This is a genomic window from Arthrobacter sp. Leaf234, assembly GCF_001422665.1.
Taxonomy (GTDB): domain Bacteria; phylum Actinomycetota; class Actinomycetes; order Actinomycetales; family Micrococcaceae; genus Arthrobacter_D.
In genome coordinates, this window is record NZ_LMLU01000005.1 from 195,823 (window position 1) to 219,451 (window position 23,629).

The 23,629-nt window shown below is 66.5% G+C and carries 22 protein-coding genes; 9 read left to right on the plus strand and 13 right to left on the minus strand.

Going from position 1 to position 23,629, the window contains the following annotated elements; all coding sequences use genetic code 11:
• Positions 1-39: 39 nt before the first annotated feature.
• The 3 genes from ASF21_RS08765 to ASF21_RS08775 form a co-directional block, all read right to left on the minus strand.
• The gene (locus ASF21_RS08765; RefSeq protein ID WP_055769751.1) at positions 40-1,593 is read right to left on the minus strand and encodes an LTA synthase family protein; all 1,554 of its coding nucleotides are present in this window, start codon (positions 1,591-1,593) and stop codon (positions 40-42) included.
• 199 nt (positions 1,594-1,792) lie between these two features.
• Positions 1,793-3,346 (minus strand): sulfatase-like hydrolase/transferase, encoded by a 1,554-nt coding sequence (locus ASF21_RS08770; RefSeq protein WP_055769753.1) that lies wholly within the window; start codon positions 3,344-3,346, stop codon positions 1,793-1,795.
• A gap of 209 nt (positions 3,347-3,555) precedes the next feature.
• Positions 3,556-4,353 carry a nitrilase-related carbon-nitrogen hydrolase gene (locus ASF21_RS08775; protein ID WP_055769756.1) on the minus strand — a complete coding sequence of 266 codons (798 nt, stop codon included), beginning with the start codon at positions 4,351-4,353 and terminating at the stop codon, positions 3,556-3,558.
• 135 nt (positions 4,354-4,488) lie between these two features.
• Here ASF21_RS08775 and ASF21_RS16795 point away from each other — a divergent pair, with 135 nt between their 5' ends.
• The 4 genes from ASF21_RS16795 to ASF21_RS08790 all read left to right on the plus strand — a co-directional run bounded on the left by ASF21_RS16795 (position 4,489) and on the right by ASF21_RS08790 (position 7,917).
• Entirely contained in the window at positions 4,489-4,662 is a 174-nt protein-coding gene (locus ASF21_RS16795; protein ID WP_157365820.1) for a hypothetical protein, read from the plus strand.
• Positions 4,663-4,688: 26 nt separating this feature from the next.
• Positions 4,689-6,122 carry a purine-cytosine permease family protein gene (locus ASF21_RS08780; protein WP_055769758.1) on the plus strand — a complete coding sequence of 478 codons (1,434 nt, stop codon included), beginning with the start codon at positions 4,689-4,691 and terminating at the stop codon, positions 6,120-6,122.
• Positions 6,119-7,216, plus strand: a complete 1,098-nt coding sequence (locus ASF21_RS08785; RefSeq protein WP_055769760.1) for an alcohol dehydrogenase catalytic domain-containing protein — start codon at positions 6,119-6,121, stop codon at positions 7,214-7,216. Before ASF21_RS08780 ends, ASF21_RS08785 begins: the two co-directional genes overlap by 4 nt.
• Before the next feature lie 86 nt (positions 7,217-7,302).
• Positions 7,303-7,917 (plus strand): TetR/AcrR family transcriptional regulator, encoded by a 615-nt coding sequence (locus ASF21_RS08790; RefSeq protein WP_055769763.1) that lies wholly within the window; start codon positions 7,303-7,305, stop codon positions 7,915-7,917.
• Positions 7,918-7,941: 24 nt separating this feature from the next.
• On the opposite strand, the gene ASF21_RS08795 is transcribed toward ASF21_RS08790, so the two are convergent.
• Positions 7,942-9,312 (minus strand): ammonium transporter, encoded by a 1,371-nt coding sequence (locus ASF21_RS08795; protein WP_055769765.1) that lies wholly within the window; start codon positions 9,310-9,312, stop codon positions 7,942-7,944.
• 124 nt (positions 9,313-9,436) lie between these two features.
• A complete protein-coding gene (locus ASF21_RS08800) occupies positions 9,437-10,135 on the minus strand; it encodes a TetR/AcrR family transcriptional regulator (protein ID WP_082471462.1) in 699 nt (232 codons plus the stop codon).
• Positions 10,136-10,335: 200 nt separating this feature from the next.
• On the opposite strand from ASF21_RS08800, the gene glnT reads away from it, so the two are divergent.
• From glnT to ASF21_RS08815, 3 genes are all read left to right on the plus strand, one after another.
• The gene (gene glnT, locus ASF21_RS08805; RefSeq protein ID WP_055769767.1) at positions 10,336-11,697 is read left to right on the plus strand and encodes a type III glutamate--ammonia ligase; all 1,362 of its coding nucleotides are present in this window, start codon (positions 10,336-10,338) and stop codon (positions 11,695-11,697) included.
• Positions 11,698-11,703: 6 nt separating this feature from the next.
• The gene (locus ASF21_RS08810) at positions 11,704-12,699 is read left to right on the plus strand and encodes an alpha/beta fold hydrolase (protein WP_055769768.1); all 996 of its coding nucleotides are present in this window, start codon (positions 11,704-11,706) and stop codon (positions 12,697-12,699) included.
• Between the two features lie 105 nt (positions 12,700-12,804).
• The gene (locus ASF21_RS08815) at positions 12,805-13,689 is read left to right on the plus strand and encodes an NAD-dependent epimerase/dehydratase family protein (protein ID WP_055769770.1); all 885 of its coding nucleotides are present in this window, start codon (positions 12,805-12,807) and stop codon (positions 13,687-13,689) included.
• A gap of 223 nt (positions 13,690-13,912) precedes the next feature.
• Here ASF21_RS08815 and ASF21_RS08820 read toward each other — a convergent pair whose 3' ends face one another.
• From ASF21_RS08820 to ASF21_RS17435, 8 genes are all read right to left on the minus strand, one after another.
• Positions 13,913-15,613 carry an HNH endonuclease signature motif containing protein gene (locus ASF21_RS08820; protein ID WP_055769772.1) on the minus strand — a complete coding sequence of 567 codons (1,701 nt, stop codon included), beginning with the start codon at positions 15,611-15,613 and terminating at the stop codon, positions 13,913-13,915.
• Between the two features lie 189 nt (positions 15,614-15,802).
• On the minus strand, positions 15,803-16,681 hold the full coding sequence (locus tag ASF21_RS08825) for a GntR family transcriptional regulator (RefSeq protein WP_157365821.1): 879 nt from the start codon (positions 16,679-16,681) through the stop codon (positions 15,803-15,805).
• A gap of 20 nt (positions 16,682-16,701) precedes the next feature.
• Positions 16,702-16,845, minus strand: coding sequence for a hypothetical protein (locus ASF21_RS16800; protein ID WP_157365822.1), 144 nt, complete (start codon positions 16,843-16,845; stop codon positions 16,702-16,704).
• Positions 16,846-16,942: 97 nt separating this feature from the next.
• On the minus strand, positions 16,943-17,968 hold the full coding sequence (gene pdxA / locus ASF21_RS08830) for a 4-hydroxythreonine-4-phosphate dehydrogenase PdxA (protein ID WP_055769777.1): 1,026 nt from the start codon (positions 17,966-17,968) through the stop codon (positions 16,943-16,945).
• Positions 17,965-18,513: a nucleotide-binding domain containing protein gene (locus ASF21_RS16455; RefSeq protein ID WP_082471387.1), complete on the minus strand. Its 549-nt coding sequence runs from the start codon at positions 18,511-18,513 to the stop codon at positions 17,965-17,967. Before ASF21_RS16455 ends, pdxA begins: the two co-directional genes overlap by 4 nt.
• A 3-nt stretch (positions 18,514-18,516) precedes the next feature.
• Positions 18,517-19,263, minus strand: coding sequence for a four-carbon acid sugar kinase family protein (locus ASF21_RS08840; RefSeq protein WP_055769782.1), 747 nt, complete (start codon positions 19,261-19,263; stop codon positions 18,517-18,519).
• Positions 19,260-19,904 carry a 2-keto-3-deoxygluconate permease gene (locus ASF21_RS08845; protein ID WP_268753682.1) on the minus strand — a complete coding sequence of 215 codons (645 nt, stop codon included), beginning with the start codon at positions 19,902-19,904 and terminating at the stop codon, positions 19,260-19,262. The genes ASF21_RS08840 and ASF21_RS08845 overlap by 4 nt, the downstream gene beginning before the upstream one ends.
• A complete protein-coding gene (locus ASF21_RS17435) occupies positions 19,796-20,218 on the minus strand; it encodes a 2-keto-3-deoxygluconate permease (protein WP_268753683.1) in 423 nt (140 codons plus the stop codon). The genes ASF21_RS08845 and ASF21_RS17435 overlap by 109 nt, the downstream gene beginning before the upstream one ends.
• Positions 20,219-20,306: 88 nt before the next feature.
• Between ASF21_RS17435 and ASF21_RS08850 the strand changes: the two genes are divergently transcribed.
• Complete coding sequence (locus ASF21_RS08850) at positions 20,307-22,274, plus strand: type I restriction-modification system subunit M (RefSeq protein ID WP_235498824.1); 1,968 nt, start codon at positions 20,307-20,309, stop codon at positions 22,272-22,274.
• A complete protein-coding gene (locus ASF21_RS16460) occupies positions 22,271-23,629 on the plus strand; it encodes a restriction endonuclease subunit S (RefSeq protein ID WP_082471388.1) in 1,359 nt (452 codons plus the stop codon). The genes ASF21_RS08850 and ASF21_RS16460 overlap by 4 nt, the downstream gene beginning before the upstream one ends.

Consider the following 23,629-nt stretch of genomic DNA (forward strand, 5'->3'; position numbering starts at 1 on the left):
GCCGGTCACTGCGGCCGGCAGGTCAGCGGGACCCCAGGATCAGGACGTGCCCTCGGCCGCCCACGCCCTCGCGTAGAACGGGAGCGAGAGCGAATCCAGGAGGATGTCGTAGGCCTTCGGAGCGAGGGCCTGGGACGAGTTCGCCGGGATCTCCGGTGTGAAGACCGAGACGCCGAGCCCGGCCGCACCGTCCTGCAGGGTCAGCCCGGCGGCCTCCAGGAGCGTCGGGTACAGGCTGAACTGGTCCGCGTTCTGGCGCAGCGGGACGGGCCCGCTGCCGCCCGGGATCCAGATGCGGTTGAAGATGGAGCGGGTGGGATTGCCGTCCAGCTGCTCGTGCAGCGGATCGGTGGGGGGTGATCGCCGGAGGTGGTCGCCCACGATCACCACGGCGGTGTCCTCGAGATAGCCCTGGTCCCTCATGTGGTTCACGAGCCCTGCCACCTGGGCCACGGAGCACGAGTTCACGGAGAGCACGTCGATCTCGGTGTCGACCTGGCAGTAGTCGTAGATGTGGGACGGCTCGTGGGTGTCGAGCGTCAGCATCGAGAGGTTGAATCGCTGTCCGGTCCGTTCCGACTCGGCGTGCAGCCGGTCGACCTCCAGCTTGGCCTGGTTCATGAGGCTGCCGTCGCTCAGCCCCCAGTCCTCGCGGAAGGCCTCGGGCGGTTCGTCGGAGGCACGCCAGTCGTTGAGGTCCTTCACGTCGGTGTAGCCGTGCGTCCGGAGGTAGGTCCCCTTGCCGGCGAACGCGGCGTTGGCGCCGGTCAGGAACACGCTGGTGTAGCCGTGATCCTTCAGCACATCGCCCGAGCAGGTCAGGCCGCCGAGATAGGTGGGGGTGTCGGTGCCGAGGTCGTTGGTCAGGGGCTCGCTCGCGGCGGCGCCGGTGGCCTTCAGCGGTACCCCGCACTCGGACGCGACGATGCCGGACATGGTCCATCCGCCACCGCGGTACTGCCGGAGGGATCCGGTGTTCACCCAGCCCTCGGACGGCTGGGTCACCTCCTTGATGGGAGCGAAGGCGTCCTTCTCGAACAACCGCTCGTCCTCGAGCGTGGCCTCTCCCGATTCGAGGTAGACGACTACGAGGTTCCGCGCATTCTCGTCACTGGTGACGACCGGCTCCACGTAGTAGTCGCCGAGGTCGGCGTCGGAGTTGGCCGCAGCGATGTAGTCGGCCACGCCCACGGTGTTGGCGAACGCCGTCGTACCGCTCACGACGACGACCCCCACCAGGGCGACGGCCAAAGCCCGGGTCCTGGCGGCGGACGCCGCCCGGCGCATGTGGCGACCGGGCAGATCACGGGGGTGGCGCCACCGGTAGTGCAGGAATCCTATGGCCGCGCTGATCAGGATGGGGGCGACACCGATGCCGAAGATCCCTATCCAGACGATGGAACCGCCACCGCCCTCGGTCTCCACGGACACGAGGTTGAGCATCATCTGGCTGACGGAGATGTCGCCCCAGTAGTGGCGGATGCCGAGGCCGGCGATCAGCAGCACGAGGCCCGCCCACAGCAGGAGGTAGAGCAGCGCGTAGGCCAGGGCAACAGCGATCGGTCGGGCCGACTGTCGAATGCTCCAGGACATCGCTCCACCTCCTCTTCAACATGTCCGCGGACGTCGGCTCGCCACAGTGGCAGAACTCTCGGGGGACCATCGGATCCTAGTGGCGCTGCGTCGTTCGTTCAACAACCGTTCGAGTGTCGTTAATCATCTGTTAGCTCCGCAGGTGACACGAAGGCATCCGGTGCGCAGCCATCCGGACTGTCCCGCCACGGGAGCGTGCCTACGGTGCCACAGCTTCGTCCGCCCACGCGTCGGAGTAGAAGGACGGCGAGTTCGAATTCAGGAGCTCGGCGTAGAAGTTGTCGTCCAGCGCCTGCGCGGAATCCACCGGGATGTCCGGCGAGAAGGCCGAGACGCCGACGCCGGCCTCGCGGTCCTGGAGCGTCAGGCCCGTGGCCTCGAGCATCGTCGGGTAGAGGTTCAGCTGGTCGATGCCGGAGCGCGGTGTGAGCTCGGCGCCGCCCGGGATCCAGATGCGGTTGAAGACGGTGCGGTTCTCGTGGTGGTCCAGCTGCTCGTGGAAGGCGTCGCCGGCGCTCATGTGCTTGAGGTGGTCGCCCATGATCACCACGGCGGTGTCCTCGAGGTAGCCCTGTTCCTCCATGTGGTCGACGAAGCCGGCCACCAGCTCCATGGAGCAGGCGAACACTGAGGTGACCTCCTGCTCGGTGTCGACCGAGCAGTAGTCGTACACGTGGACCGGTTCATGGGTGTCGAGCGTCAGGACGGAGAGGTTGAACGGCTGGCCCGTCTGCTTCGACTCCGCATGCAGCGAATCGAGCTCCTCGCGGGCGTTGGCGAGCAGGCGCTCGTCGCTGAGGCCCCAGTCGGGGCGGAAGTCCGAGGTGGATTCGCCGACGGCGCGCCATTGGGCGAGGCCCTTGATCGAGGAGTAGCCGTGGCCCCGGAGGAAGGTGTCCTTCGCGGCGAACGAGGAGTTCGCGCCGCCCAGGAAGGTGCTGGTGTAACCGTGCTCGCCCAGGACGTCGCCGAGGCAGGTGGCGCCGCCGAGGTAGGTGTCGACGTCGCTCTCCGGCACGGCGGCGCGGCCGCTGCTCTCGTCCGACGCGCTGCCACCCTTGAGGGGGATACCGCACTGGGTCCCGACGAGGCCGGCCATGGTCCAGCCGCCGCCCTGGTACTGCTGGAGGTCCTCGATGGTCTGCCACCCGTCGGCGGCCTGCGTGACGTCCTTCAGCGGCGCGAAGGCGTCCTTCTCGAAGAGCTGGTCGTCGGCGAGGGTCTGCTCACCGGACTCGAGGTAGATCAGGACGAGGTTCCGCTTGTCCTCGTCGCTGGTGACGACGGGCTCGGCGTGGAAGTCCTGGATGTCCCAGTCGGAGGTCGACGCCCGGATGTAGTCGGCGACGCCCACGGTCGTGGAGAACGCCGTCGTGCCGCCGACGACGACGGCCGCCACCAGTGCGGTGGACACGGCGCGCTTGACGAGGGGCCCGCGGGACGGGCGTCCGCCGTCGTCCGCCTGGCGGCGCTTCCGACGCCGGAGGAACTGGACGAGCGCGATGCTGCCGGTGATGAGGAGGGGCGCGACGCCGATGGCGAGGATGCCCCTCCACAGGAAGTCACCGCCGCCATCCGTCTCGACGGAGACGAGGTTGAGGCGCATCTGGCCCACGGAGATCTCGCCCCAGTAGTAACGGATGCCGGCGGCGGCGATGAGGAGGGTGAGGCCGGCCCAGATGAGCAGGTAGACCAGCAGCCGTCCGACGACGACGCCGACCCGTCGGGTCACGCCGGGGATTCGGGACTGCATGGCAACACCTCACGTTCCAACCATCAGGTGCCTGCCGGGCACCACTGACGTCCGACCTTTCGCAAAGGGTGGACAAGACTAGTGCCCTAGGGTACCCGTTCAACCTTGGTTCATCCTGTGTTCACGGGTTCGGTGGTATAACCGGTGCCCGAAGTGGAAGCGGGATCGTCAGGTCGACGGCGTCGAATCGAGTCGACGGCGTCGCCCGATCAGGCGTAGAGGTCCGGGCGGCGGCAGGTCAGGTAGGTGTTGAGCTCCCGGGCGCGGAGGACCTCGGCCCGGGACACCTCGGCGATCAGGAGTTCGTCACCCTGCCCGGCGAGGCCCAGGAAGGTGCCGTACGGACTGGTGATGCAGCTCATCCCGGTGAAGTCCGGAGCGGTGTGGTTGGCGTAGGCGATGTAGAGGCCGTTCTCGAGGGACCGCGCCGGCACCAGGAGGGTCGAGATGCGCTCGGCGTTGTAGGTGGCGTGTGCGGGGCGATTGCCGACGTCGCCCGTGGCCGGGACCGCCGTCGGGATGAGGAGGAGATCGGCACCACGCTGCGCGGTGTTCCGTGCGTACTCCGGGAACTCGATGTCGTAGCAGATGCCGAGGGACACCGTCAGGCCCAGGAGGGGCACGAGTTCCGGGATGTCACTTCCCGGGAGGAAGGCCGACTGTTCCTCGGCGCCGAAGAGGTGCGCCTTCCGGTAGCGGGTGAGTTCGGCTCCGCGGTGGTCGAACAGGGAGGCGCTGATGTACCGACCATGCGCTGTGGCGTCGACGGTCGAACCGACGACGGCGATGCCGCGGCGCTGCGCAATGGACGAGAGCCCAGCGCGGATGCTCGGCCCGTCCGAATCGGCCACGCGCTCGGGGGCGTAACCCGTGGCGAACAGTTCCGGGGTGACGAGGATCTGGACCCCCTGCCCGGCAGCCCGTTCGGCGGCGCCGTCGATGCGGCGCAGATTCTCCTCGACGGCACCGGCGGTCCCGGTGGCCTGCAGTACTGCCAGAACCGGCATGATCCGTCCCTCCGGGTACCGCCCCGGACCTGTGGTGCACGCCACATGATCCGGGACAAAACCATTGACAGCCCTCATGATAGGCACAACTATTGAGCCGAACCGAATGACATTCGATTATTGGAGGCGGTATCAATGGACTCAGCAGATGCGGTGCCCGAGGACGGTTTGCACCGTCGGCTCACCGAGATCTCGCACGAGGAGCAGGGGCACCCCTCCCGCGCCGCGCTCTCGGCGAAGGACCTCGTCCTCTACATCGCGGTGACCCTCGGGATCACCGCGATCGGCTTCCTGGTCCTCGCGCTGTGAGCGGCAGCACCAGCAGGGACGGGGCTGTGGAGGCGGACACTTCCAGTGGATCGCTCGGGTCGCTTCCGCTGCTGCGGAAGGAGCGAATCTGGAACGGCGCCGATTTCACCGGCGTGAACATCAGCCTCGCCATCGCGACGTGGGCGTTCCTCGTGGGCGGGTCGACGGCGCTGCTCGTCGGCTTCCAGCAGGGCATCGCGGCGATGGTCATCGGCAACGCGATCGGGCTGGGCTTCATGGTCCTCGCGAGCGTCGTCGCCAGCCAGCGCTACGGCGTGGAGCAGTACACGATCCTCCGGCCGGTCTTCGGGATCGTCGGCGTGGGCATCCTGGTCTTCACCGTCATCCTCATCACCGAGATGGGCTGGTCTTCACTGCTGGCCATCATGGTGGGCCGAGCGGTCACCCAGGTGTCCAATTCGGCGTTCGGCACCGGCTTCGACCCCGAGAGCCTGATGGTCACGTTCTTCGCGCTCGTCGCCATCGCCGTGTCCTGGTGGATCCTGTCGCGCGGCCCCGTGACGATCGGCCGGTTCAACAAGTTCATCGCGCCGGGCCTGATCGTCGTGACCGTCTTCCTGATGATCTTCCTCGTCCTCAACACCTCCTGGGACACGCTGCTCACCGCCGCCCCGCTCGCCCCGTTCGAGGACGACCGCCTCAACTTCGCCCTCGCCGTGGAGTTCAATGCCGGCGTCGGCGTCTCCTGGTACCCCGTCATGGGTTCGCTCGCCCGGCTGACCAAGACCCCTAAAGCAGCCCTCTGGCCCTCCTACCTCGGGCTGCTCGGCGCCACGCTGATCGCGCAGGTCGTGGGGATGGCCGCAGCACTGACCCTCGGGGACTCGGACCCGACCGTCTGGATGCTGCCCTTCGGCGGACCCGTGCTCGGGGCGTTCATCCTGCTCTTCATCGCGTTCGCCAACATCACCAGTACGTCGTCGATCGTCTACTCGACCGTCCTCGCCATCCGGCAAGCCAGCGGCAACCTGCTCTCACGGGTCCGGTGGGCGTGGCTCTGTGCCGCGTTCTTCGTGCTGCCGGCCATCCTCGCCTTCTTCCCGGGATTCATGTACCAGCGGTTCATGACCTTCGTGACGCTCAGCGGAGCCTTCCTCGCGCCCATGTGCGGTGCGATCATCGCCGACTACTTCCTGCTGCGCCGCCAACGGGTGGCGCTCGAGGATCTCTACCGGCACCGCGAGCAGAGCGCCTACCACTTCTCCGGTGGGATCAACTGGGCAGGGCTCGGGGCCGTCGTCGTCGGTGCTGCCTTCTACCTCGTGATCTACAACCCGGTCACCCTCACCACACTGCCCGTCTTCAGCTACATCACGGCGTCGCTTCCTTCCGCGATCGTCGGTGCGCTGGTCTACCTCGTGCTCGCGCGCGTCCTGTACGTGGGCCGCGGCGTCGGCGACTACGCTCCCACCACCACGAAAGTCGAGGGCCGTTCATGAGCCGCACGTCCCGAGCAGCCGTCCACCGCAGCGGCAGGCCGGATCTCGACCTGACGACCGTCGACGTCGCCGATCCCGTACCCGGAACCGTCCTCGTCCGCATGGGTGCCTCGGGTGTCTGCGGGTCCGACCGGCACGTGCTCGACGGCGACTGGACGCTGCCCTCGCCCACGGTCATGGGCCACGAGGGCGCAGGAACCGTCGAGGCGATCGGCGACGGCGTCACCGACGTCGAAGTGGGCGACCACGTGATCCTCTCGTGGTTCTACCCCTGCCGGCGCTGCACCGCCTGCCTCTCCGGGAAGTCCTACGTCTGCTCCGGCAGCCGATCCGAGGAGTGCCTCCTGCCGGACGGCAGCACCCCGCTCTCGCTCGACGGCGAGCGCGTGTTCCCCTACCTGACCGTCGGGTCCATGAGCGAGTATGCCGTCGTGCCCGAAGCCGGCGCGATCCGCGTGCCGAAGGACGTCCCGTTCGACGTCGCCAGCCTCATCGGGTGCTCGGTTGCCACGGGCTTCGGCGCCGTGGTCAACGACGCCTGCGTGGAGGCGGGCACGTCCGCCGTCGTCGTCGGCACCGGGGGCGTGGGCCTCTCCATCATCATGGCGCTGCGGCTGGTCGGTGCGAACCCGATCATCGCCGTCGACCTCAGCGAGGAGAAGCTGACTGCCGCCCGGGACTTCGGGGCGACCCACACGCTCGTGCCCTCCGCGGACCTGGTGGAGGAGATCGGCACGCTGACGGGGGGAGGCGCGGCCTATGCGTTCGAGGCGATCGGCCGGGTGCAGACCATCGAGTCGCTCCCGTCGCTGATCGCAGCGGGTGGCAAGGCCGTCATCGTAGGGCTGCCGCCCGAGGACAGCCCGGTGTCGATCGACGCTCTGGCGCTCGCGGAGAGTGGCAAGTCGCTCATCGGCTCGAACTACGGGTGCACGGTACCGGGGCGGGACTTCCCCCGGCTCGCGGAGCTGTTCCTCGCCGGTAGGCTGCCCGTCGACCGGCTCATCTCGGACCGCATCGGGCTCGACGACGTCAACGAGGCCTTCGAGGCGATGCGGCGGGGGGAGCGCGCGCGGAGCGTTATCGTCTTCTAGCGACGGCTTGTCGGGCGACGACGGCGTTTTCCGCCTCGCGACCCGGAACATTACTCGGCGGCTCGGCCGCTTCTGTCAGGGGGACCATGGGGCGGCCACGCCAGGCGATTCTGTCGCCGGAGAAGATCTATAGGGCTGCACTGGACCTGGTGGACGAGTTCGGCGACTTCACGTTGCCCGGGCTCGCGAAACGGCTCTCGGTCAGTCCGTCGTCGATCTACCACCATGTGCAGGGGCGGCCGGAGATCATCAACGGGATCCGGTCGGTCATCGGTGCCGATGCCCTCGCGTCGGGCGACTTCTTCACGGCGGGAGCCGACTGGCGGGACAGGGCAGCGGCGTGGGCACGAAGCTATCGGAGGGCCCTGGGGCAGCACGCGAAGTGCATCCCGCTGCTCGTCGGAGAGGCCGTGACGGACCACGCGACACTCGAGATCTACGAGCACCTCGCCGCGCTCTTCGTCGAGCAGGGCTTCTCCGCCAATGACGTGGTGGTCGCGGTGACGGTGCTCGACAACTTCATGCTCGGATCGGCCCTGGACGTGGCTGCGCCCGAGTCGGCCTGGCTCGCCGATGCCGAGGCCCAGCCCGCGCTGCACGCCGCGTTCGCCGATGCATCCCTGGCCGGGCCTCGCTCAGATCTCAGCTTCGAGGTGGGGGTGGCGGCGATCATCGCGCACCTGGGGACGCTGGTGGCCTGACCGGCACCAGCGCCCCGGGTGCCGTCACGGATGACGCTGCGGCTCGACGTTGTCCGCGACATCGGACTCCACGCGCGGGTCGGCCTCCAGCTCATGCAACTGCTCGGCGTGGCCACGGGGTGAGTGGGCCTTGTCCGAACCGTTCTCGTAGGCGTTCTCGGCGTGGAGCGCGAGATCGAGCCCGCGTGCTTCGACGTCGCCCGGGACCCGGATGCCCATGGTCCTGTCGAGGACCTTCGCCAGCGCCCAGGTGACGGTGAAGGTGTAGGTGAAGACGGCCAGGATGGCGATGGCCTGGCGGCCCAGGAGATCGAAGCCACCACCGTAGAGCAGGCCCGTCGCTCCACTCGGGGCCTCCGGCGTCGCGATGAGGCCGATCAGCAGGCCGCCCACCACGCCCCCGATGAAGTGCAGGGCCGTGACGTCGAGCGCGTCATCGAAGCCCAGCTTGTACTTCAGCGACACGGCGAAGTAGCAGACGGCACCCGCTGCGGCGCCGATGGCCAGGGCGCCGAGGGGCGTGACCGCACCGCACGACGGCGTGATCGCGACCAGCGCGGCGATGGCGCCGGAGGAGGCGCCGAGCGTGGTGGCGTGACCGTCCCGGAGGCGCTCGACCAGAAGCCACACGCAGACGCCGGCGCAGGTGGCGGCGACCGTGTTGAAGACCGCGACGGCCGCGTTGTTGTCGGCGGCACCGAGGCCGCTGCCGTCGAAGCCGATCCACCCGGTGAACAGGAGCCCTACGCCGAGCAGTGTGAAGGGCAGGTTATGTGCCTTCGGCTGGACGGGCCAGGTGCGGCGCTTGCCCAGGACCAGCGCCAGTGCGAGGGCTGCGACGCCCGAGTTGACGTGGATGGCCGTGCTTCCGGCGTAGTCGATGGCGCCGAGGGTGTCGGCGATCCAGCCGCCCTGCACGGCACCGTCCGCCGAATCGAAGGCGAAGACCCAGTGCGCCACCGGGAAGTACACGAGGGTGGCCCACAGGCCGGCGAAGACGAGCCAGGCGCTGAACTTCATGCGGTCGGCGGCGGCGCCGGCCACGATGCCCGCGGTGAGGCCGGCGAACATCAGGTGCAGGGCGGCGAGGGCGAGGGGTGGCAGGGCGGCGTCGTCGGGGGCCGTGAGCAGTTGGCCCAGGCCGGCGTACTCGAGCGGGTTGCCGAGCAGGCCCAGCCCGCCGAGGGACGAACCGAAGACCGCGGAGTAGCCGAAGGCCACCCACAGAACTCCGACGACACAGAAGGAGCCGAACACCATGAGCATCATGTTCATGGTGGTCCGACGGCTGACCATCCCGCCGTAGAAGAGGGCGAGCCCCGGAAGCATCAGTGCGACGGCGACGACGGCGGTCAGAACCCACGCCGTGTTGCCCGCGATTGCAGCAGTGTCCATTCGATTCTCCATGACGGCTAGAAGCAGGCACCCCGCGGTGGCCGCAGGTAGCAGCGTTTCGATACGCTATCTAAATGCTCGGGGCATGCCTTTTCGATGCCATATCGATATCGTTACGGCCGCGTTAACTCTCCGTCGAGAGGTCGACGCTTGCGGACAGGGCGGCCGCCTCGATCCGGACCGCGGGGAGATCGTCGGGGGCCCGGAGGAGCGAGGCGAGCGTGGTGTCGGCACTCAGGGCGGAGACGTCGTCGGCCGTGTAGGTGCGCAGGCCGGGGAGTGGTTGGCGGTAGTGGCGCTGAAGGCCCTCGTTGAGGCTCAGCGCGGCGGTCGCGGCCGCCTCCGGGTCGACGTCCCTCAGCTCGCCGGCGTCGATGCCCTGCCGGATGATCGATGCGGCCAGCCGATGCAGTTCGCTGTAGTCCTCGAAGAAGGCGCCGAAGTTCTGCGGTTGCGAGCGTGCCACGCGTTCGAACTCGTAGAAGTCCAGGGGAGAGGCGCACAGCTGGACGGCGTCCGCGTGGAGTACCGCATAGAGCCTGGCTGCTGCGGAGCCCGGTGCGGGTTCCAGCGCCTCTGCCACCTGGAGGGAGCCGCGATTCTCCTCGAGGAGGGCCTGCAGGATGTGCTCCTTGCGGGCGAACCAGTAGTAGACAGAGGACTGCCGCAGCCCGGCGCTGCGGGCGATCTCGCTCATCGTCGTCTCGGCGTATCCCTTCGCGACGAACAGTGCCGTCGCCTCGCGGATGATCTCCTGGCGGGGGGATTCGCCCGTCGATCCGCTCAGGCGGGGACGGCCCGCCGTCGCTCCGGTGGTCTTCATCGCTTCCATTCCTGCTCCTCGTGTCATCCGGCGTGCGGCCCGACGGCAGACTATGTCGCCGATCCGTCGGGCAGGCGCGCCCGGCCCGGGTTTTACGCTGCCGTAACAATATCGACACTCTATCGAAATTGCTCGGCGCCAGACTTTCCATAGCTTATCGAAATACTGGTGGGCGTCCCGGAACCGAACAGGAGATCGTCATGAGCGTCACAACAGCGGAAGCAGCCGTCGAGACCGTCCAGCGCAGGCTTCGGGAGGCGGGCGTCAAGTATGCGATGTCGAGCTTCGTGGACCTCCACGGCAACATCAAGACCAAGTTCGTCCCCCTGGCTCACCTGCCGCAGATGGCCGCGGGATCGGAGCTCTTCACCGGCGCGGCACTGGACGGACTGCCGCAGGACATCAGCGACGAGGAGCTCTCGGCGCGGCCCGATCTCGACAGCGCCGTCCAGCTGCCCTGGCGCAAGGACGTCGCGTACTTCTCCAGCGACCTCTACCACGAGGGCCAGCCGTTCGAGGCGGCTTCGCGGAACATCCTCAAGCGCCAGCTGGAGGCAGCCAGGGAGCTCGGGTTCACGTTCAACCTGGGCATCGAGACCGAGTTCTTCGTCCTCAAGGACACCCCCGCCGGCCCCGTGGAGGTCAGCGACCGGGACAACCTCAGCAAGCCCTGCTACACGGCGCCCGCCGCGCTGGACAACTTCGAGTGGCTCACCGAGATGGTGGAGGCGATGAACGAGATGGGCTGGGGCGTCTACTCCTTCGACCATGAGGACGCCCAGGGCCAGTTCGAGATCGACTTCACGTATGCCGACGCCCTCACGATGGCCGACCGCGCCGTCTTCTTCCGCCTGATGGCCAACGAGATGGTCCGCAAGCACGGCTACTTCGCCACCTTCATGCCCAAACCTTTCGCCGACCGCAGCGGGTCCGGCGCGCACTTCAACATGTCCCTCGCCGACATCAAGAGCGGCGAGAACCTCTTCGAGACCGACGACGACCCCCGCGGCTGCGGCATCTCCGCCCTCGGCTACCAGTTCATCGCCGGCGTCCTCAAGCACGCGCCCGCCATCTGCGCCGTCATCGCACCCACTGTGAACAGCTACAAGCGGCTGGTCCGGAAGGGCAGCATGTCCGGGTCCACGTGGGCGCCGGTGTTCGTGAGCTACGGCAACAACAACCGCACCAACATGATCCGGGTGCCCCTCGTGGGTGGACGGGTGGAGTGCCGTGCCGCGGACATCAGCGGCAACCCCTACCTGGGTGCCGCGATCATCCTCGCCGCCGGGCTGGAGGGCATCCGCGAGAACCTCGACCCGGGGGAGCCACATACTGAGAACATGTACAACTACAGCGAGGCGGAGATCATCTCCAACGGCCTCGGCCTGCTGCCCCGCAGTCTGGGGGAGGCCATCGAGGAGTTCGCGGCCGACAGCCTGTCCCGCGAGGTCTTCGGCGAGAAGATGTACAACGCCTACATCGACTACAAGAGCCAGGAATGGGACGAATACCAGGCACACGTCTCCGAGTGGGAGACCAAGCGCTACCTGAAGTTCTTCTAGGTCGCCATGCTCGCTGACTTCGACCTCGGCAGGTTCGGGCTTGTCTCCGGCTCGGATCTGCCCTCGGCGCGCCTCGCCTACGAGACGCACGGGAACCTGAACGACGACGGCAGCAACTGCATCCTGCTGCCCTCCTACTACACGGGCACGTCCGCAAGTTATGCGCCGTGGATCGGCCCGGGCCGACTGTTCGATCCGGCGGACTGGTTCATCGTCGCGGTCAACCTCTTCGGGAATGGAGTGTCGACGTCGCCCTCACGGGCCCATCCCGACGTCGCCGGGGCGAACTTCCCCGACGTCGACATCGCCGACAACGTGATCGCCCAGCACCGGCTCCTCACCCAGCTGGGCGTGAGGCGGATCCGCCTCGTCGCGGGCTGGTCGATGGGGGCCCTGCAGGCGTACGAATGGGCGGTCCGGTACCCGGACCTGGTGGTTGCGATCCTCCCGATCGCCGGAGCGGCACGATGCTCACCCCACAACCTCGTCTTCCTCGAAGGGGTGAAGACGGCACTGCTGGCCGATCCCGCGTTCGGGGAGGGGCGCTACGTCACACCACCGGTAAAGGGGCTCCGCGCGTTCGGCACGGTCTACGCGGGGTGGGCGTACTCGCAGGCCTTCTTCCGCGACGGGATGTACCGAGAGCTCGGGTATTCATCAGTGGACGCGGTGATCCAGAGCTGGGCCACCGATCATGAGCGGGAGGACGCGAACGACCTCCTCGCCATGCTCGGCACCTGGCAACGGGCCGACGTCGGGAAGTACCACCCGGGCGGGTTCGCGGGGGCAATGGGAAGCATCACGGCCCGGGCGATCGTGATGCCCGGCAGCACCGACCTCTACTTCCCGCAGGCCGACAGCGAGCGGGAGGTGGAGCTTCTCCAGCATGGGGAGCTGCGTCCGCTGGTGTCCGACCTGGGTCATGTCGCGGGGCGTCCGGGTGTCCGGGAGGCCGAGACTGCGCAGATCGCCACCGTGGTGCGGGAGCTGCTGCGAGGGTGACTCCGTCGGGTGGATGACCGCGGCGTCGTGTATAGGTGAGGACATACGTTCAGAGGTCATCCGTGGCCTGATGCTCGTCACAGCCGTCACCCTCAAGGAGAGTTCATGAAAGTCCTGATCACCGGAGCACACGGCAAAGTAGGCCGAGCCACCACCCAGGCGATGATCGACGCCGGGCACGAGGTCATGACCACCGATCTGACCCGCCCGGGCTTCGACCGCAAGCCCGAGGGCGCCCCGAAGTACACGATGGCCGACCTGACGGACGCGGGCGAGGCTTATGCCGTCGTGCGCGGCGTGGACGCCGTCGTCCACATCGCTGCTATCCCGGAGCCGACCGGCAACCCACCCCACGTGGTCTTCCAGACCAATCTGATGGCGACGTTTAACGTCCTCGAGGCCGCCATCAGCTTCGGGATCAAGCGATTCGTGTACATCTCGAGCGAGACCGTGCCGGGCTTCTTCTTTCCGGAGCGGGATTTCCTCCCCGACTACGCTCCCGTGGACGAGGAGCACCCCATCCGTCCCCAGGATCCGTACGCACTATCAAAGCATTTCGGTGAGCAGCTGATGGACGCGGCCGTTCGGCGGTCGGACATCCAGTGCATCTCGATCCGCCCGTGCTGGGTGCAGTTCGAGGGCAACTACGAACTGAACCTCGGCCCGCAGATCCGCGACAGTTCCGTGTTGAGCCCCAATCTGTGGAGCTACATCGACGCCTACGACCTGGCCGACGCCATCGTGCTCGCCACGGAATCGGACCTGCCGGGTCACGAGGTGTTCTACATCGCGTCGCCCGACAACGTGGGGGGCTACGACTTCGCCGAAGTCCTCGCGCAGTACTACGGCGACCAGATCGAACTCCGTGAGCTGAGCCGGCCGGACGCCTCAGGCATCTCGAGCGCGAAGGCACAGCGGATGCTGGGCTGGACGCCCAAGCGTTCGTGGCGCGACTACCTCGATGCGGACGGCAAGGCCGTTCAGCAGTAGTGCCTGGTACGACACAGGGCGGGACTGGCGTCCCGCCCTGTGTCAGGTCTCGACCGCGCACCCCCTCTCAGTGGGTCCGGTCGGTCCCACGCCTGGCCGCGCTGTCCCTCGCGGGGAAGCTGCCCGTGGACCGGCTGATCTCGCACCGCATCGGCCTCGACGAGGTCAACGAGGCGTCCGACGCAATGCGTCGCGGCGAGCGCGCCCGGAGCGTCATAGTGTTCTAGCCGACGACGACGGCGGAGGTGGCTGGGGCGGCCGTCGTCGAGTACAGCAGCGGGGCGCTTGCAGCAGACCGTCCGCGTTCGGCGCCACGAAGCTGCTCGTGGACGGCGTCCTCCACCTGCCAGTAGGTATTTCTTCGGGGACTCCGATTCGGGTCAAGGTATCCCGGTGGAGTGAACCAAGGGATTCCGTACTTCGGTTCGACGTTCCACTTCCCTTCGTGAATCACATGATGATGCCGCGAGCACAGGAGGACGCCTTGGCTGATACTCGTTGTGCCACCTTTGGCCCAGGGCGTTATGTGGTGGGCCTCGCACCAGGTTGCCGGAATGGAGCAGTCCGGGAACGCGCAGCCCTTGTCTCTCGCAACGAGTGCCCGTCGCAGATGGGCGGGGAAGAGGCGTTGTGCCCGCCCGATGTCGAGGATCTGACCTTGTCCGCCGAGGACCATCGGAATGATGTCTGCATCACAGGCCAGCGTGCGGATGCTCCGTGCGCTCATCTGCTGCCCGAACACAGCGTGGCCGGCACGCTCCATCTGGCCAACGAGGTCGGAATAGCTGATGGTCACCATGACCTGGGGCCGGTGTCCGGCTGCTGCGGGAAGCCTGTCGGTCGACAAAGCGATCCTGCAGGCTGCGACCAGCCCGTCGAGGAGGCTTTGCGGGCGTGTCGGCCGATCTGTATCGCCCGCGCGGATGTCGGCCACGCCGTCATCGCCGGCTTCGCTCTGGCGCCTGCCCGTGGCGCTCCCACCGACGCCACACTCTTCGTTCTCGGCGGCCATCATGTCGGCTCTGTCTCCACCGATGATCGGGTCCCCGGTGTTCTGAAGGGTAATCACATTCCTCCTCGGATTCGTCGCGGTGTTCATGACGGTGACCAGATGCTCGAACTGCTCGTCGGTGGCGCCGATCTCCAGAAGATGCAGACCGTTGCGTCTGCCCTTGAGGAAGACACCCTGCCGTGCCTTGAGGACCTTTTCGGTGGGTTCCAGCCCGTCCTGGTTGAGCACGCCCTCCCAGCGTCGCGCGAGGACCCGCAGGAGGTCTTCGTCCGATTCGACTGCTTGCCGCGTGAGGTGCTGCTCCATCGAAGCGAGTTGCACCGGCGTTGCGAAGGACCGCACCCGTTGCACCGCCTCATGGACGATCGAAGCAGCGCGTCCGCTGACCTGGCCCGCGCTCGTTGCAGCACCGAGGGTGCTCATCGACGCGGGAGTGGCAGAGCCGATTGCAGTGACGCCGGGCAGGAGACTTGCCGCGAGCCTCAATCGGCGGTTCGCCTCAGTGCGGCTGATGCCGAGCCGGGCCCGCAGGAAGTCAGCACAGGTCCTGAATTCGGGGCGGAACCCATCATTGTTCCGCTGTTCGGCGCCTGCTGAAGTGCTGCCGCCGTCGTTGACGTCGTCCTGCACTGTCGACAGGCTTTGCTGCGCCCGCACGCGGAGGGATCCAGCGGCCTCCTGCTCCCCGGCGCCGGTGACTCCGTGTTCCTGCGCAGCTCCAGCGGCAACGATCTGGAGATGATCGATGACCTTCGAGAGCTCTTCGATGTCCACGAGTGCTCGCACGACGTCGTGCCTGCTGAGAAGGAGGTGACGCCCCTTCAGTTCCCGCGCGAAAGCGAGCAAGTCCGACCGCATCGACTCCAGGGAGGTACCAAGTCCGTCGGAATGCTCGAGCGGTGCGATGTCCATGCCTCATTTTATCGAACACGCGTACTATTACAGTGGGCCCGGACTCTTTGTGGAGGAGGAGTCGAGCACTCTTCCTCCACCGCCGTCGGCTGTCATCGCCGGTCGTGCCAGCGAGTCGGTGTACCGGAAAATCGCCGAGCCGTGGCGCCATCAGGCACATCTTGCTCGTACAGCCTGGGCTGAAGCCGATCAGCGCTCCGTGGTCGAGAGACCATCCGCGAAGCGCATGAGCTCTGCGCCCAGCCGGCGGGCGCGGTCGGCCAACGCCTCAGCGGTATCAACAGCAGACGGCGCCGGGCTGCCCGCCGGAACCTGCGCGACGGGCTCCCGCTGGATGTCGATGTCGAACACCACATGGTCCGGGTGGTGCCAGGTCGAGAAGACCTCGACCGGCCGCCCGTCCTGATCGAAGCTCGTTCCCTCCAGCAGGAGTACGGGGGACGACGCTTCCAGCTGCAGCAGCCGCAGCAGGTCGCCGTCGCCCGGAACCGCCCGGATCTGCCGCTTGCCGGAGGTGATGCGCACTCCGTACTTCTCACCGAGCACCTCATGGAGGGACGCATCGTGTAGGGCTTCCGCGGTCAGGTCGGCGAATGTCGGTGCCGGTAGCCACGTGTGGATGACGGCGATGGGCACGCCGTCGGCCGTCCGCAACCGCTCGAGGAAGAGGACCTGCGGCGTCGCGAGGACCGCGGTCGATGGATCGGCGTCCTGCAGGGACAATGACAGCACTTCAGTACCGACGCTCGCCCCGGTACTGCCCAGCTGTGCCGATAGCCCTGAGGTGCGGTGCACCAGCCGGTGGTGTTCCCGCCGGGGGGCAACGGTGCTGCCGCGCCCGCGGCCGCGCTCGATCAGCCCTTCATCGGTCAGTGCACCGAGGGCCTGGCGCACCACGGACCGGGACACGCCGTAGCGCACCTGAAGCTGCGCCTCGCTGGGCAGCGAGGTGCCCGGCGGCAGTGAATGGTTCAGAATCTGCGCTCGCAAATGCCCTCGGAGCTGCAGGTGCAGCGGCTCGCTGCTCCCCGCGTCGAGGAGGCGGCCAGGGGTGTCAGGTGTGTCCATCTCGACCACTGTCCCTGCCGTCAGGACGCAGAGTCGGACTCATCCGCCTGCGCCGGATTGTCGTCGTCGTGCTCTTCGAGGACCTTGCCGTCGTGGACCCGCTTGAGCTCGATGCCCTCGAGGTAGCTGGGGATGGGTGGGTCGAGGTCTTCGTCGCTGGTCATGATTCCGATCCTAGGCGTCCGGAGAGGACAAGCCGCGACGGCGTCGGTGGCTTGTCCTCTCCTGGTCGTCGGGCACGGTGGTTCACCGCGGGAAGACCTACTTCTTCTGCGCGGTCCGCCAGACGTGATCCCACCCCGGGGCCAGCGCGGCGGCCCGGCGCATCGACAGCACGAGGCTCGCTTCACGGGCGATGCCCTGCCCGGCGATGTCGAACGCCGTGCCGTGGTCCACCGAGACGCGGACGACGGGCAGGCCGACGGTGATGTTCACGCCGTCGTCGCCGTAGACCGCCTTGAAGGGTGCGTGGCCCTGATCGTGATAGCAGGCGATGACCATGTTCCACTTACCCTTCACCGCGGCGGGGATGAGGGCGTCCGCGGGGATGGGCCCGTGCACGTTGATGCCCTTCTCGCGGGCGGCGGCGACGGCGGGGGCGAGGATGTCGGCGTCCTCGTCGCCGAACAGGCGATTCTCGCCGGCATGCGGGTTGAGACCGGCGAGGCCGATCGGCTCGTCCGGGTTGCCGAGCGCCTTGGTGAACGCACTCACGAGCTCGATGACGTTGCCGGTGCGCTCCGGCGTGACGTCCTCGATGGCCTGCCGCAGGGAGACGTGGGTGGTGAGGTGGAAGAAGTAGAGATCGCCCGCGGAGAGGACGAGGCTGAAGTTCTCCACGCCGAACTCGTGTGCGAGCAGCTCCGTGTGGCCGGGCCACTTGTGCCCGCCGGCATGCATCGCGGCCTTGTTGAGCGGCGCGGTGACGATGCCCTGGACCTTGCCCTCGCGGGCCAGACGGCAGGCCTCGACGACGAAGCGGTAGGAGCCGTCGCCGGCGGCGGGGCTGAGCTCGCCGAGCGTCACGTCGGCCAAGGACGGGCCGGTCTGCAGGAGTTCGATGATGCCGGGCTCGTTCGTCGCGTCCTCGATCGAGGACAGCACGCGGACCTTGTCCGGATCCCCGCCCACGTTGGTGACGCCCTGGCGCATGGCGGCCTCATCACCGATGACGACGGGCCTGCACTCCTGCCGGACGTCGTCGTGCCCGAGGAGGGATTTCGCGGTGATCTCCGGTCCGATGCCGGCGACGTCGCCGAGGGTGACGGCGAGGGTGGGGATGCTCACGAGGATGCCTCCGTTGAGTGGGCGAGGGTGGTGGTCAATGTCCGGGTGAGTTCGGTGACGGTATCGAGCAGGGCCGTGACCGGCCCGAAGCCGCCGGCCTTCGTGACGACAATCTTTCCAGCCGCGGTGCCGCCTTCGACGACGCCGACCGGGATGCCCTCCTGGATGGCACCGGTGATGCGCAGTGCCTGGGCGCGCGTGGCGTCGAGGACGGCGCGGGCTCCATCGCCGCCGACGAGCACCAGGGCGCCGACGGACGCGCGGGCCAGGGCCTGCTGCACCACCGACGCGAGACTGTTCGCGATGGCGGCGCCGCTGAGGGTCTCGGAGCCACCGACCGCCTCGGGTGAGGTGATGACGACGACCTGCGGCAGGGACTCCGGGACCTCGAGTTCTCCGGCCGCCCACTGGGAGAGCCGGTTCGGCTGGTCGAGCAGCGATTCGTCGGGCTGCAGGATGCGGAGCTCGGCCGGGTCCAGCTGGGTGCGCAGGTGGTCGGTCTGGGCACGGGCGACGTCGTGCAGCGAACTGACGACGACGACGATCCGCTACCCCTGCGCGGCGGGTCCCGCTTCGGCTGACGTGTGCACTGCTCCGGCGTCGGCCCAGGCGGCTGCCATCGCTGCGGCGAGGCCGGCCGACCCGGCGGGGATCGCCGTCGGGCCCACGACGACGAGCGCGGCCGCGAGGGTGCGGAGGTCGTCATCGGACGCCGCGTTGACGACCACGACGCCGCTACCCGCCGCGTCCCGAAGGGCCTGTGCATCCCGGTCAGCCGAGCCGCTGAGGCTGATCGTCGTCGTGCCGGGCAGGAGCTGCGAGAACTCGCTCGTCGGGACCGGCGTGACCGGGTCGCGGCCCGCGGGGGAGTCCTCGACCGGTCCGCCGTGGACGCGCAGCAGGCCGTCCTCGATGGTCCGCCCCATGGCCGGGTAGGCCGGGCATACGACGGCGAAGCAGCCGGGGTGCTGCTCCTGCCACGCGTCGAGCGCTCCGGCCACCTGCGCCTGGACGCTGCCGCGCATGGTGGAGTCGATCTTCAGGTACAGGCGGTCGGCTCCCGCGGTGACGAGGTTCCTGATGGCGCTCGCCGTCCCCTGACGGGCGGTGGCGGAGTCCAGGGCGCGGGCGTCGGTGTTCACGGCCAGTGCGCTGCCCGGAAGTACCGAGTCCGGGAGCAGTTCGCCCAACAGCAGGCGGGAGGACCAGCCGGTGCGGGAGAACTGGACCACGGAGTCGGTGGCGCCGGTGACGTCGTCGGCCGCAATGCCGACGATGGGTGCGGAAGGTGTCACGGCCGGTCGTCGTCCTGCGTCCGACGAGGACGGTCGGTCGGCGCCGACGGGTCACCTGCGGGTGGGAGCTCGGAGGCGGACGTCGGGGTGACTGCTACGGCGTCGTCCGTATCCAGCCCGCCTTGGCGCTTGAGCACCCAGGTGGCCAGCAGCGGGGCGAAGATCGCGGTGACGAGCACGGCGGAGGCGACCTGCGCCGTCGCGACCTCGACGAACGGGGAGAAGCTTGGGTCCGCTGCGGCGACGATCGCCGGGGTCGCGATCGAATTGCCGGCCGTGGTGGCGGAGGCGATGCCGATGCCGGACTTGGCGCCGCGACGCAGGACGAAGCGGTAGCCGATGTAGACGAGGGCGCCGGTGATGAGGGTGGCGGCGATGCCGACGAAGATGCCGCTGATGCCGCCGGCGATGACGTTGCGGAGGTCGATGCCGGTGCCGAGGGCGAAGGCGAAGAACGGGATAACGATGTTCGGTACGGGCCGCATGACCTCGGTCCACTTGGCGTCGAGGTTGCCGACGATGAAGCCGAGGATCAGGGGGATGACGGCGGCGAGGAGGGTGAGGAAGGGGATGTTGCCGAGGCCGGACATGCCGAGGAAGAGCAGGGTGAAGAAGGGGCCGTCGTTGATGGCCGAGGCCATGTAGGCGCCGCGGTCGCGGTAGTCGTCGTAGCGGCCGGTGAAGGCGAGCCAGGGCCGCCGTTGCTGTTGTCGAAGGATGCCAGCAGGGCGAGGATCGAGATGCCGAGGATGCCCTCGACGCCGACGACGAGGCCGAGGCCCGCGACGAGGGCGGCGGGGATGATCGTCTTGAACAGCAGGACCACGCCGGTGGTCGCGAGCACGGGACCGAAGGCCTTGGCGGTGATCTGCATGCCGGTGGCGAAGGTCAGGACGGCGATCAGCGGCAGGGACGAGTCGGCGAACAGGGCGGTGGTGAAGCTGCCGCGCTTCATCACGAGGTCGATCGCGCTCCCGTGTACCCGCAAACTCCGCCGGTACGATGACGGTAAGCGCCAGCAAACAGAACCATTGGGGAGAGCCTTGCCATCTGCAGGAACCAACAACTATGCCAACTTCATCTGGAACATCGCGGATCTCCTCCGAGGCTCCTATCGTCCGCACCAGTACGGCTCTATAATTCTTCCGTTTACCGTCCTGCGCCGCATCGACGCCGTGCTCGCGGAAACAAAGGACGCTGTCCTCGAGGAGTACGACGCGAAGAAGGACGGCGCCATCCCGTTGACCGTTCTCCTGCCGCGCAAGTCGAAGCATTCGTTCTACAACACCTCCCGTTACGACTTCGCCAAACTCACCAGTGACGCCGACAACATCCGCGACAATTTGCTCGATTACATCCGCGGGTTTTCGGACAACGTCCGGGACATCTTCGAGAAGTACAAGCTCGAGGAACGCCTTGAGGAACTCCACGACCACAACCTGCTCTTCCTCATCGTCCAGCAGTTCGCCGCCGTGGATCTCCACCCCGATACGGTGTCCAATGCCGAGATGGGTCTGATCTTCGAGGAACTCATCCGGAAGTTCGCCGAGACCTCGAACGAGACTGCTGGCGAGCACTTCACGCCCCGCGAGGTCATCCACCTCATGGTGGACCTGCTCTTTGCGCCCGATGACGAGGACCTCCACCAACCCAACATCGTCCGCTCCGTCTACGACCCGACGGCCGGGACCGGCGGCATGCTCTCCGTCTCGGAGGAACGGATCCGCGACGGCAACCCCGATGCCACGCTGATGCTCGCCGGGCAGGAGATCAACCCCGAGTCGTACGCCATTTGTAAGGCGGACATGGTCATTAAGGGCCAAGACGTCGGCGCGATCGTTCTCGGCGACACCCTGATCGACGACGGGCACCTCGGCAAGACCTTCAACTACTGCCTCTCGAACCCTCCATTCGGCGTGGACTGGAAAAAGGCCCAGCCCACCGTGGAGAAGGAACACCGTGAGCAGGGCTACGACGGCCGCTTCGGCCCCGGTCTGCCGCGCGTCTCCGACGGCTCGCTGCTGTTCCTGCTGCACCTAATTAAGAAGATGCGTCCGGCGCGTGACGGCGGTGGCCGGGCGGCCATCGTGCTCAACGGCTCACCACTTTTCACCGGCGGTGCTGGCTCGGGTGAATCCGAGATCCGCCGTTACGTGCTGGAGCACGACCTCCTTGAGGCCATCATTGCCCTGCCCACGGACATGTTCTACAACACCGGCATCGCCACCTACGTCTGGGTGCTCACCAACCGAAAGGTCGCCGAGCGCAAGGGCAATGTTCAGCTGGTCGACGGCACCGGTTTCTTCGAAAAGATGCGCAAGAGCTTGGGGTCCAAGCGCAAGCAGCTCGGGACGGTGGACATCGACCACATCGTGAAGTTGTACGGGAACCACGCGGACGACGGTGAGGGGTACAGCAAGATCTTCGACAATCAGGACTTCGGCTACCGCACCATTACGATCGAACGTCCGTTGCGTCTCAACTTCACTGCAACGCCAGAGCGCGTCGCAGAGGCACTTGCGGTAAAGGCCATCGCTAAGCTCGGTGAGGGTCAGGTCGCGGCGCTGCGCGAAGTCCTCGGCGGCATGGACCAAGAAATGATCTGGAAAAGCCGAGACAGCTTCATCGCGGAGCTCCGCGCAGCTGTCCGCAACGCTGGCCTGGCTCTGACCCCGGCACAGTACAAGGCGCTGGCTGCCGGTCTTGCCATGCATGATGACGACGCCGGCATCTGCACCGATACAAAAGGTCAGCCCGAGTCCGACGCCGACCTGCGCGACACAGAGAACGTACCGCTCCACGAGGACATCCACGAGTACTTCGAGCGTGAGGTGAAACCCTTCGCTCCGGATGCCTGGATTGATGAGGCCAAGACCAAGGTGGGCTACGAAATTCCCTTCACGAGGCACTTCTACAAGTACCAGGAGCCCCGTCCGCTCGAAGAGATTGACGCCGACTTGGATGCTGTTCTCGGCCGCATTCGTGCGCGTCTGGAGAAGGTGCACGTGTGACGACGCTGAAGCCGTATCCGGAGTATGTGAAGAGCGATATTGGGTGGGTAGAAATACTGCCCAGCCACTGGGAGTCTGGGTCGTTGCGTCGATTGGCGAATATATATGCGGGAGGAACGCCTGACCGCAGCCGTCCAGACTTCTGGCAGCACGGGTCCGTGCCTTGGATAAATTCAGGAGCTGTCAATGATTGGGTAATTACAAAACCTTCCGCGCTGATAAGCGAGGAAGCAGTACGGTTGAGTAGTACCCGCTGGGTGCCCGCTAAGTCGGTCGTGATTGCCTTGGCCGGGCAAGGCAAAACAAAGGGCCTACCCGCAAGATTAGAAATCCCTACAACGTGTAATCAATCGATGGCAGCAATTGTTCCAAACAAATTTGCTAATTACCGATTCCTCCAGTTCTGGATTCTGGCCAATTATCAATCGGTGCGGAACCTTGCCGGCGGGGATCTTCGCGATGGTCTGAACCTTCAGCACATTGGATCAATCGGCGTGCCGATTCCTCCAATCACAGAGCAACAAGCCATTGCTTGTTTCCTCGACCATGAAACGGCTGAGATCGACGAGTTCATTGCTGACCAGCAACAGCTGATCCGCCTTTTGAACGAGCGACGGGCCGCCACCATCACTCAAGCGGTCACGAGGGGCCTCGACGACCGTGTGTCAGTCGAATACGGCGGTATCGACTGGCTGGGCAAAATTCCGCAGCACTGGACGCGCAGTACTTTATCCCGATTAGGCATGTCCCAAGAATCGGGTACGAGTGTGAACGGCTACGGCGACCCAGCTGAGGACGAAACGATCGGTGTTTTGAGGACAAGCTGTGTGTCTAAGGGATACTTTGATTCTCGTGAGAACAAGACAGTTGTAACTGATGACATACCGCGGGTTTCTTGTTTAGTGCGCAAAGGGGCGTTGATAGTTAATCGTGCTAATACACCCTCATTAGTCGGCAGTGTCGGTTATGTCGATTCGACACACTCAAACCTCTACCTGTCCGATAAGCTTTGGCAAATCGACTTCTCGCTCGCCCACAATCGATTCATCTACTGGTGGAGTAAGTCTCCCGCTTATAAGGCGCAACTGCAATTCCACCGGGTCGGTGTCAGCGTCAGTATGCAGAACCTAAGTTTTGCCGATTTTAGGCATTTCGACATCGCACTCCCAAGCGTAGCGGAGCAGCAAAACATTGTTGACTACCTTGATCTTGAGACTGCGGAGATTGACGCAACCATTGCCGACGCGAAGGAAGCCATAGAGCTTTCGAAAGAACGCCGCGCGGCCCTGATCTCGGCCGCCGTCACGGGGAAGATCGACGTCAGGGACCACCCGGCAGCGAAGGGGGCCGCATAA

Bases quoted from the DNA above. Each gene is read 5' to 3' on its own strand.
- ASF21_RS08765 (WP_055769751.1), bottom strand. From the start codon at position 1,593: ATGTCCTGGAGCATTCGACAGTCGGCCCGACCGATCGCTGTTGCCCTG.
- ASF21_RS08770 (WP_055769753.1), bottom strand. From the start codon at position 3,346: ATGCAGTCCCGAATCCCCGGCGTGACCCGACGGGTCGGCGTCGTCGTC.
- ASF21_RS08775 (WP_055769756.1), bottom strand. From the start codon at position 4,353: ATGCCGGTTCTGGCAGTACTGCAGGCCACCGGGACCGCCGGTGCCGTC.
- ASF21_RS16795 (WP_157365820.1), top strand. From the start codon at position 4,489: ATGGACTCAGCAGATGCGGTGCCCGAGGACGGTTTGCACCGTCGGCTC.
- ASF21_RS08785 (WP_055769760.1), top strand. From the start codon at position 6,119: ATGAGCCGCACGTCCCGAGCAGCCGTCCACCGCAGCGGCAGGCCGGAT.
- ASF21_RS08790 (WP_055769763.1), top strand. From the start codon at position 7,303: ATGGGGCGGCCACGCCAGGCGATTCTGTCGCCGGAGAAGATCTATAGG.
- ASF21_RS08795 (WP_055769765.1), bottom strand. From the start codon at position 9,312: ATGGACACTGCTGCAATCGCGGGCAACACGGCGTGGGTTCTGACCGCC.
- ASF21_RS08800 (WP_082471462.1), bottom strand. From the start codon at position 10,135: ATGAAGACCACCGGAGCGACGGCGGGCCGTCCCCGCCTGAGCGGATCG.
- glnT (WP_055769767.1), top strand. From the start codon at position 10,336: ATGAGCGTCACAACAGCGGAAGCAGCCGTCGAGACCGTCCAGCGCAGG.
- ASF21_RS08810 (WP_055769768.1), top strand. From the start codon at position 11,704: ATGCTCGCTGACTTCGACCTCGGCAGGTTCGGGCTTGTCTCCGGCTCG.
- ASF21_RS08815 (WP_055769770.1), top strand. From the start codon at position 12,805: ATGAAAGTCCTGATCACCGGAGCACACGGCAAAGTAGGCCGAGCCACC.
- ASF21_RS08820 (WP_055769772.1), bottom strand. From the start codon at position 15,613: ATGGACATCGCACCGCTCGAGCATTCCGACGGACTTGGTACCTCCCTG.
- ASF21_RS08825 (WP_157365821.1), bottom strand. From the start codon at position 16,681: ATGGACACACCTGACACCCCTGGCCGCCTCCTCGACGCGGGGAGCAGC.
- ASF21_RS16800 (WP_157365822.1), bottom strand. From the start codon at position 16,845: ATGACCAGCGACGAAGACCTCGACCCACCCATCCCCAGCTACCTCGAG.
- ASF21_RS08845 (WP_268753682.1), bottom strand. From the start codon at position 19,904: ATGGCCTCGGCCATCAACGACGGCCCCTTCTTCACCCTGCTCTTCCTC.
- ASF21_RS17435 (WP_268753683.1), bottom strand. From the start codon at position 20,218: ATGAAGCGCGGCAGCTTCACCACCGCCCTGTTCGCCGACTCGTCCCTG.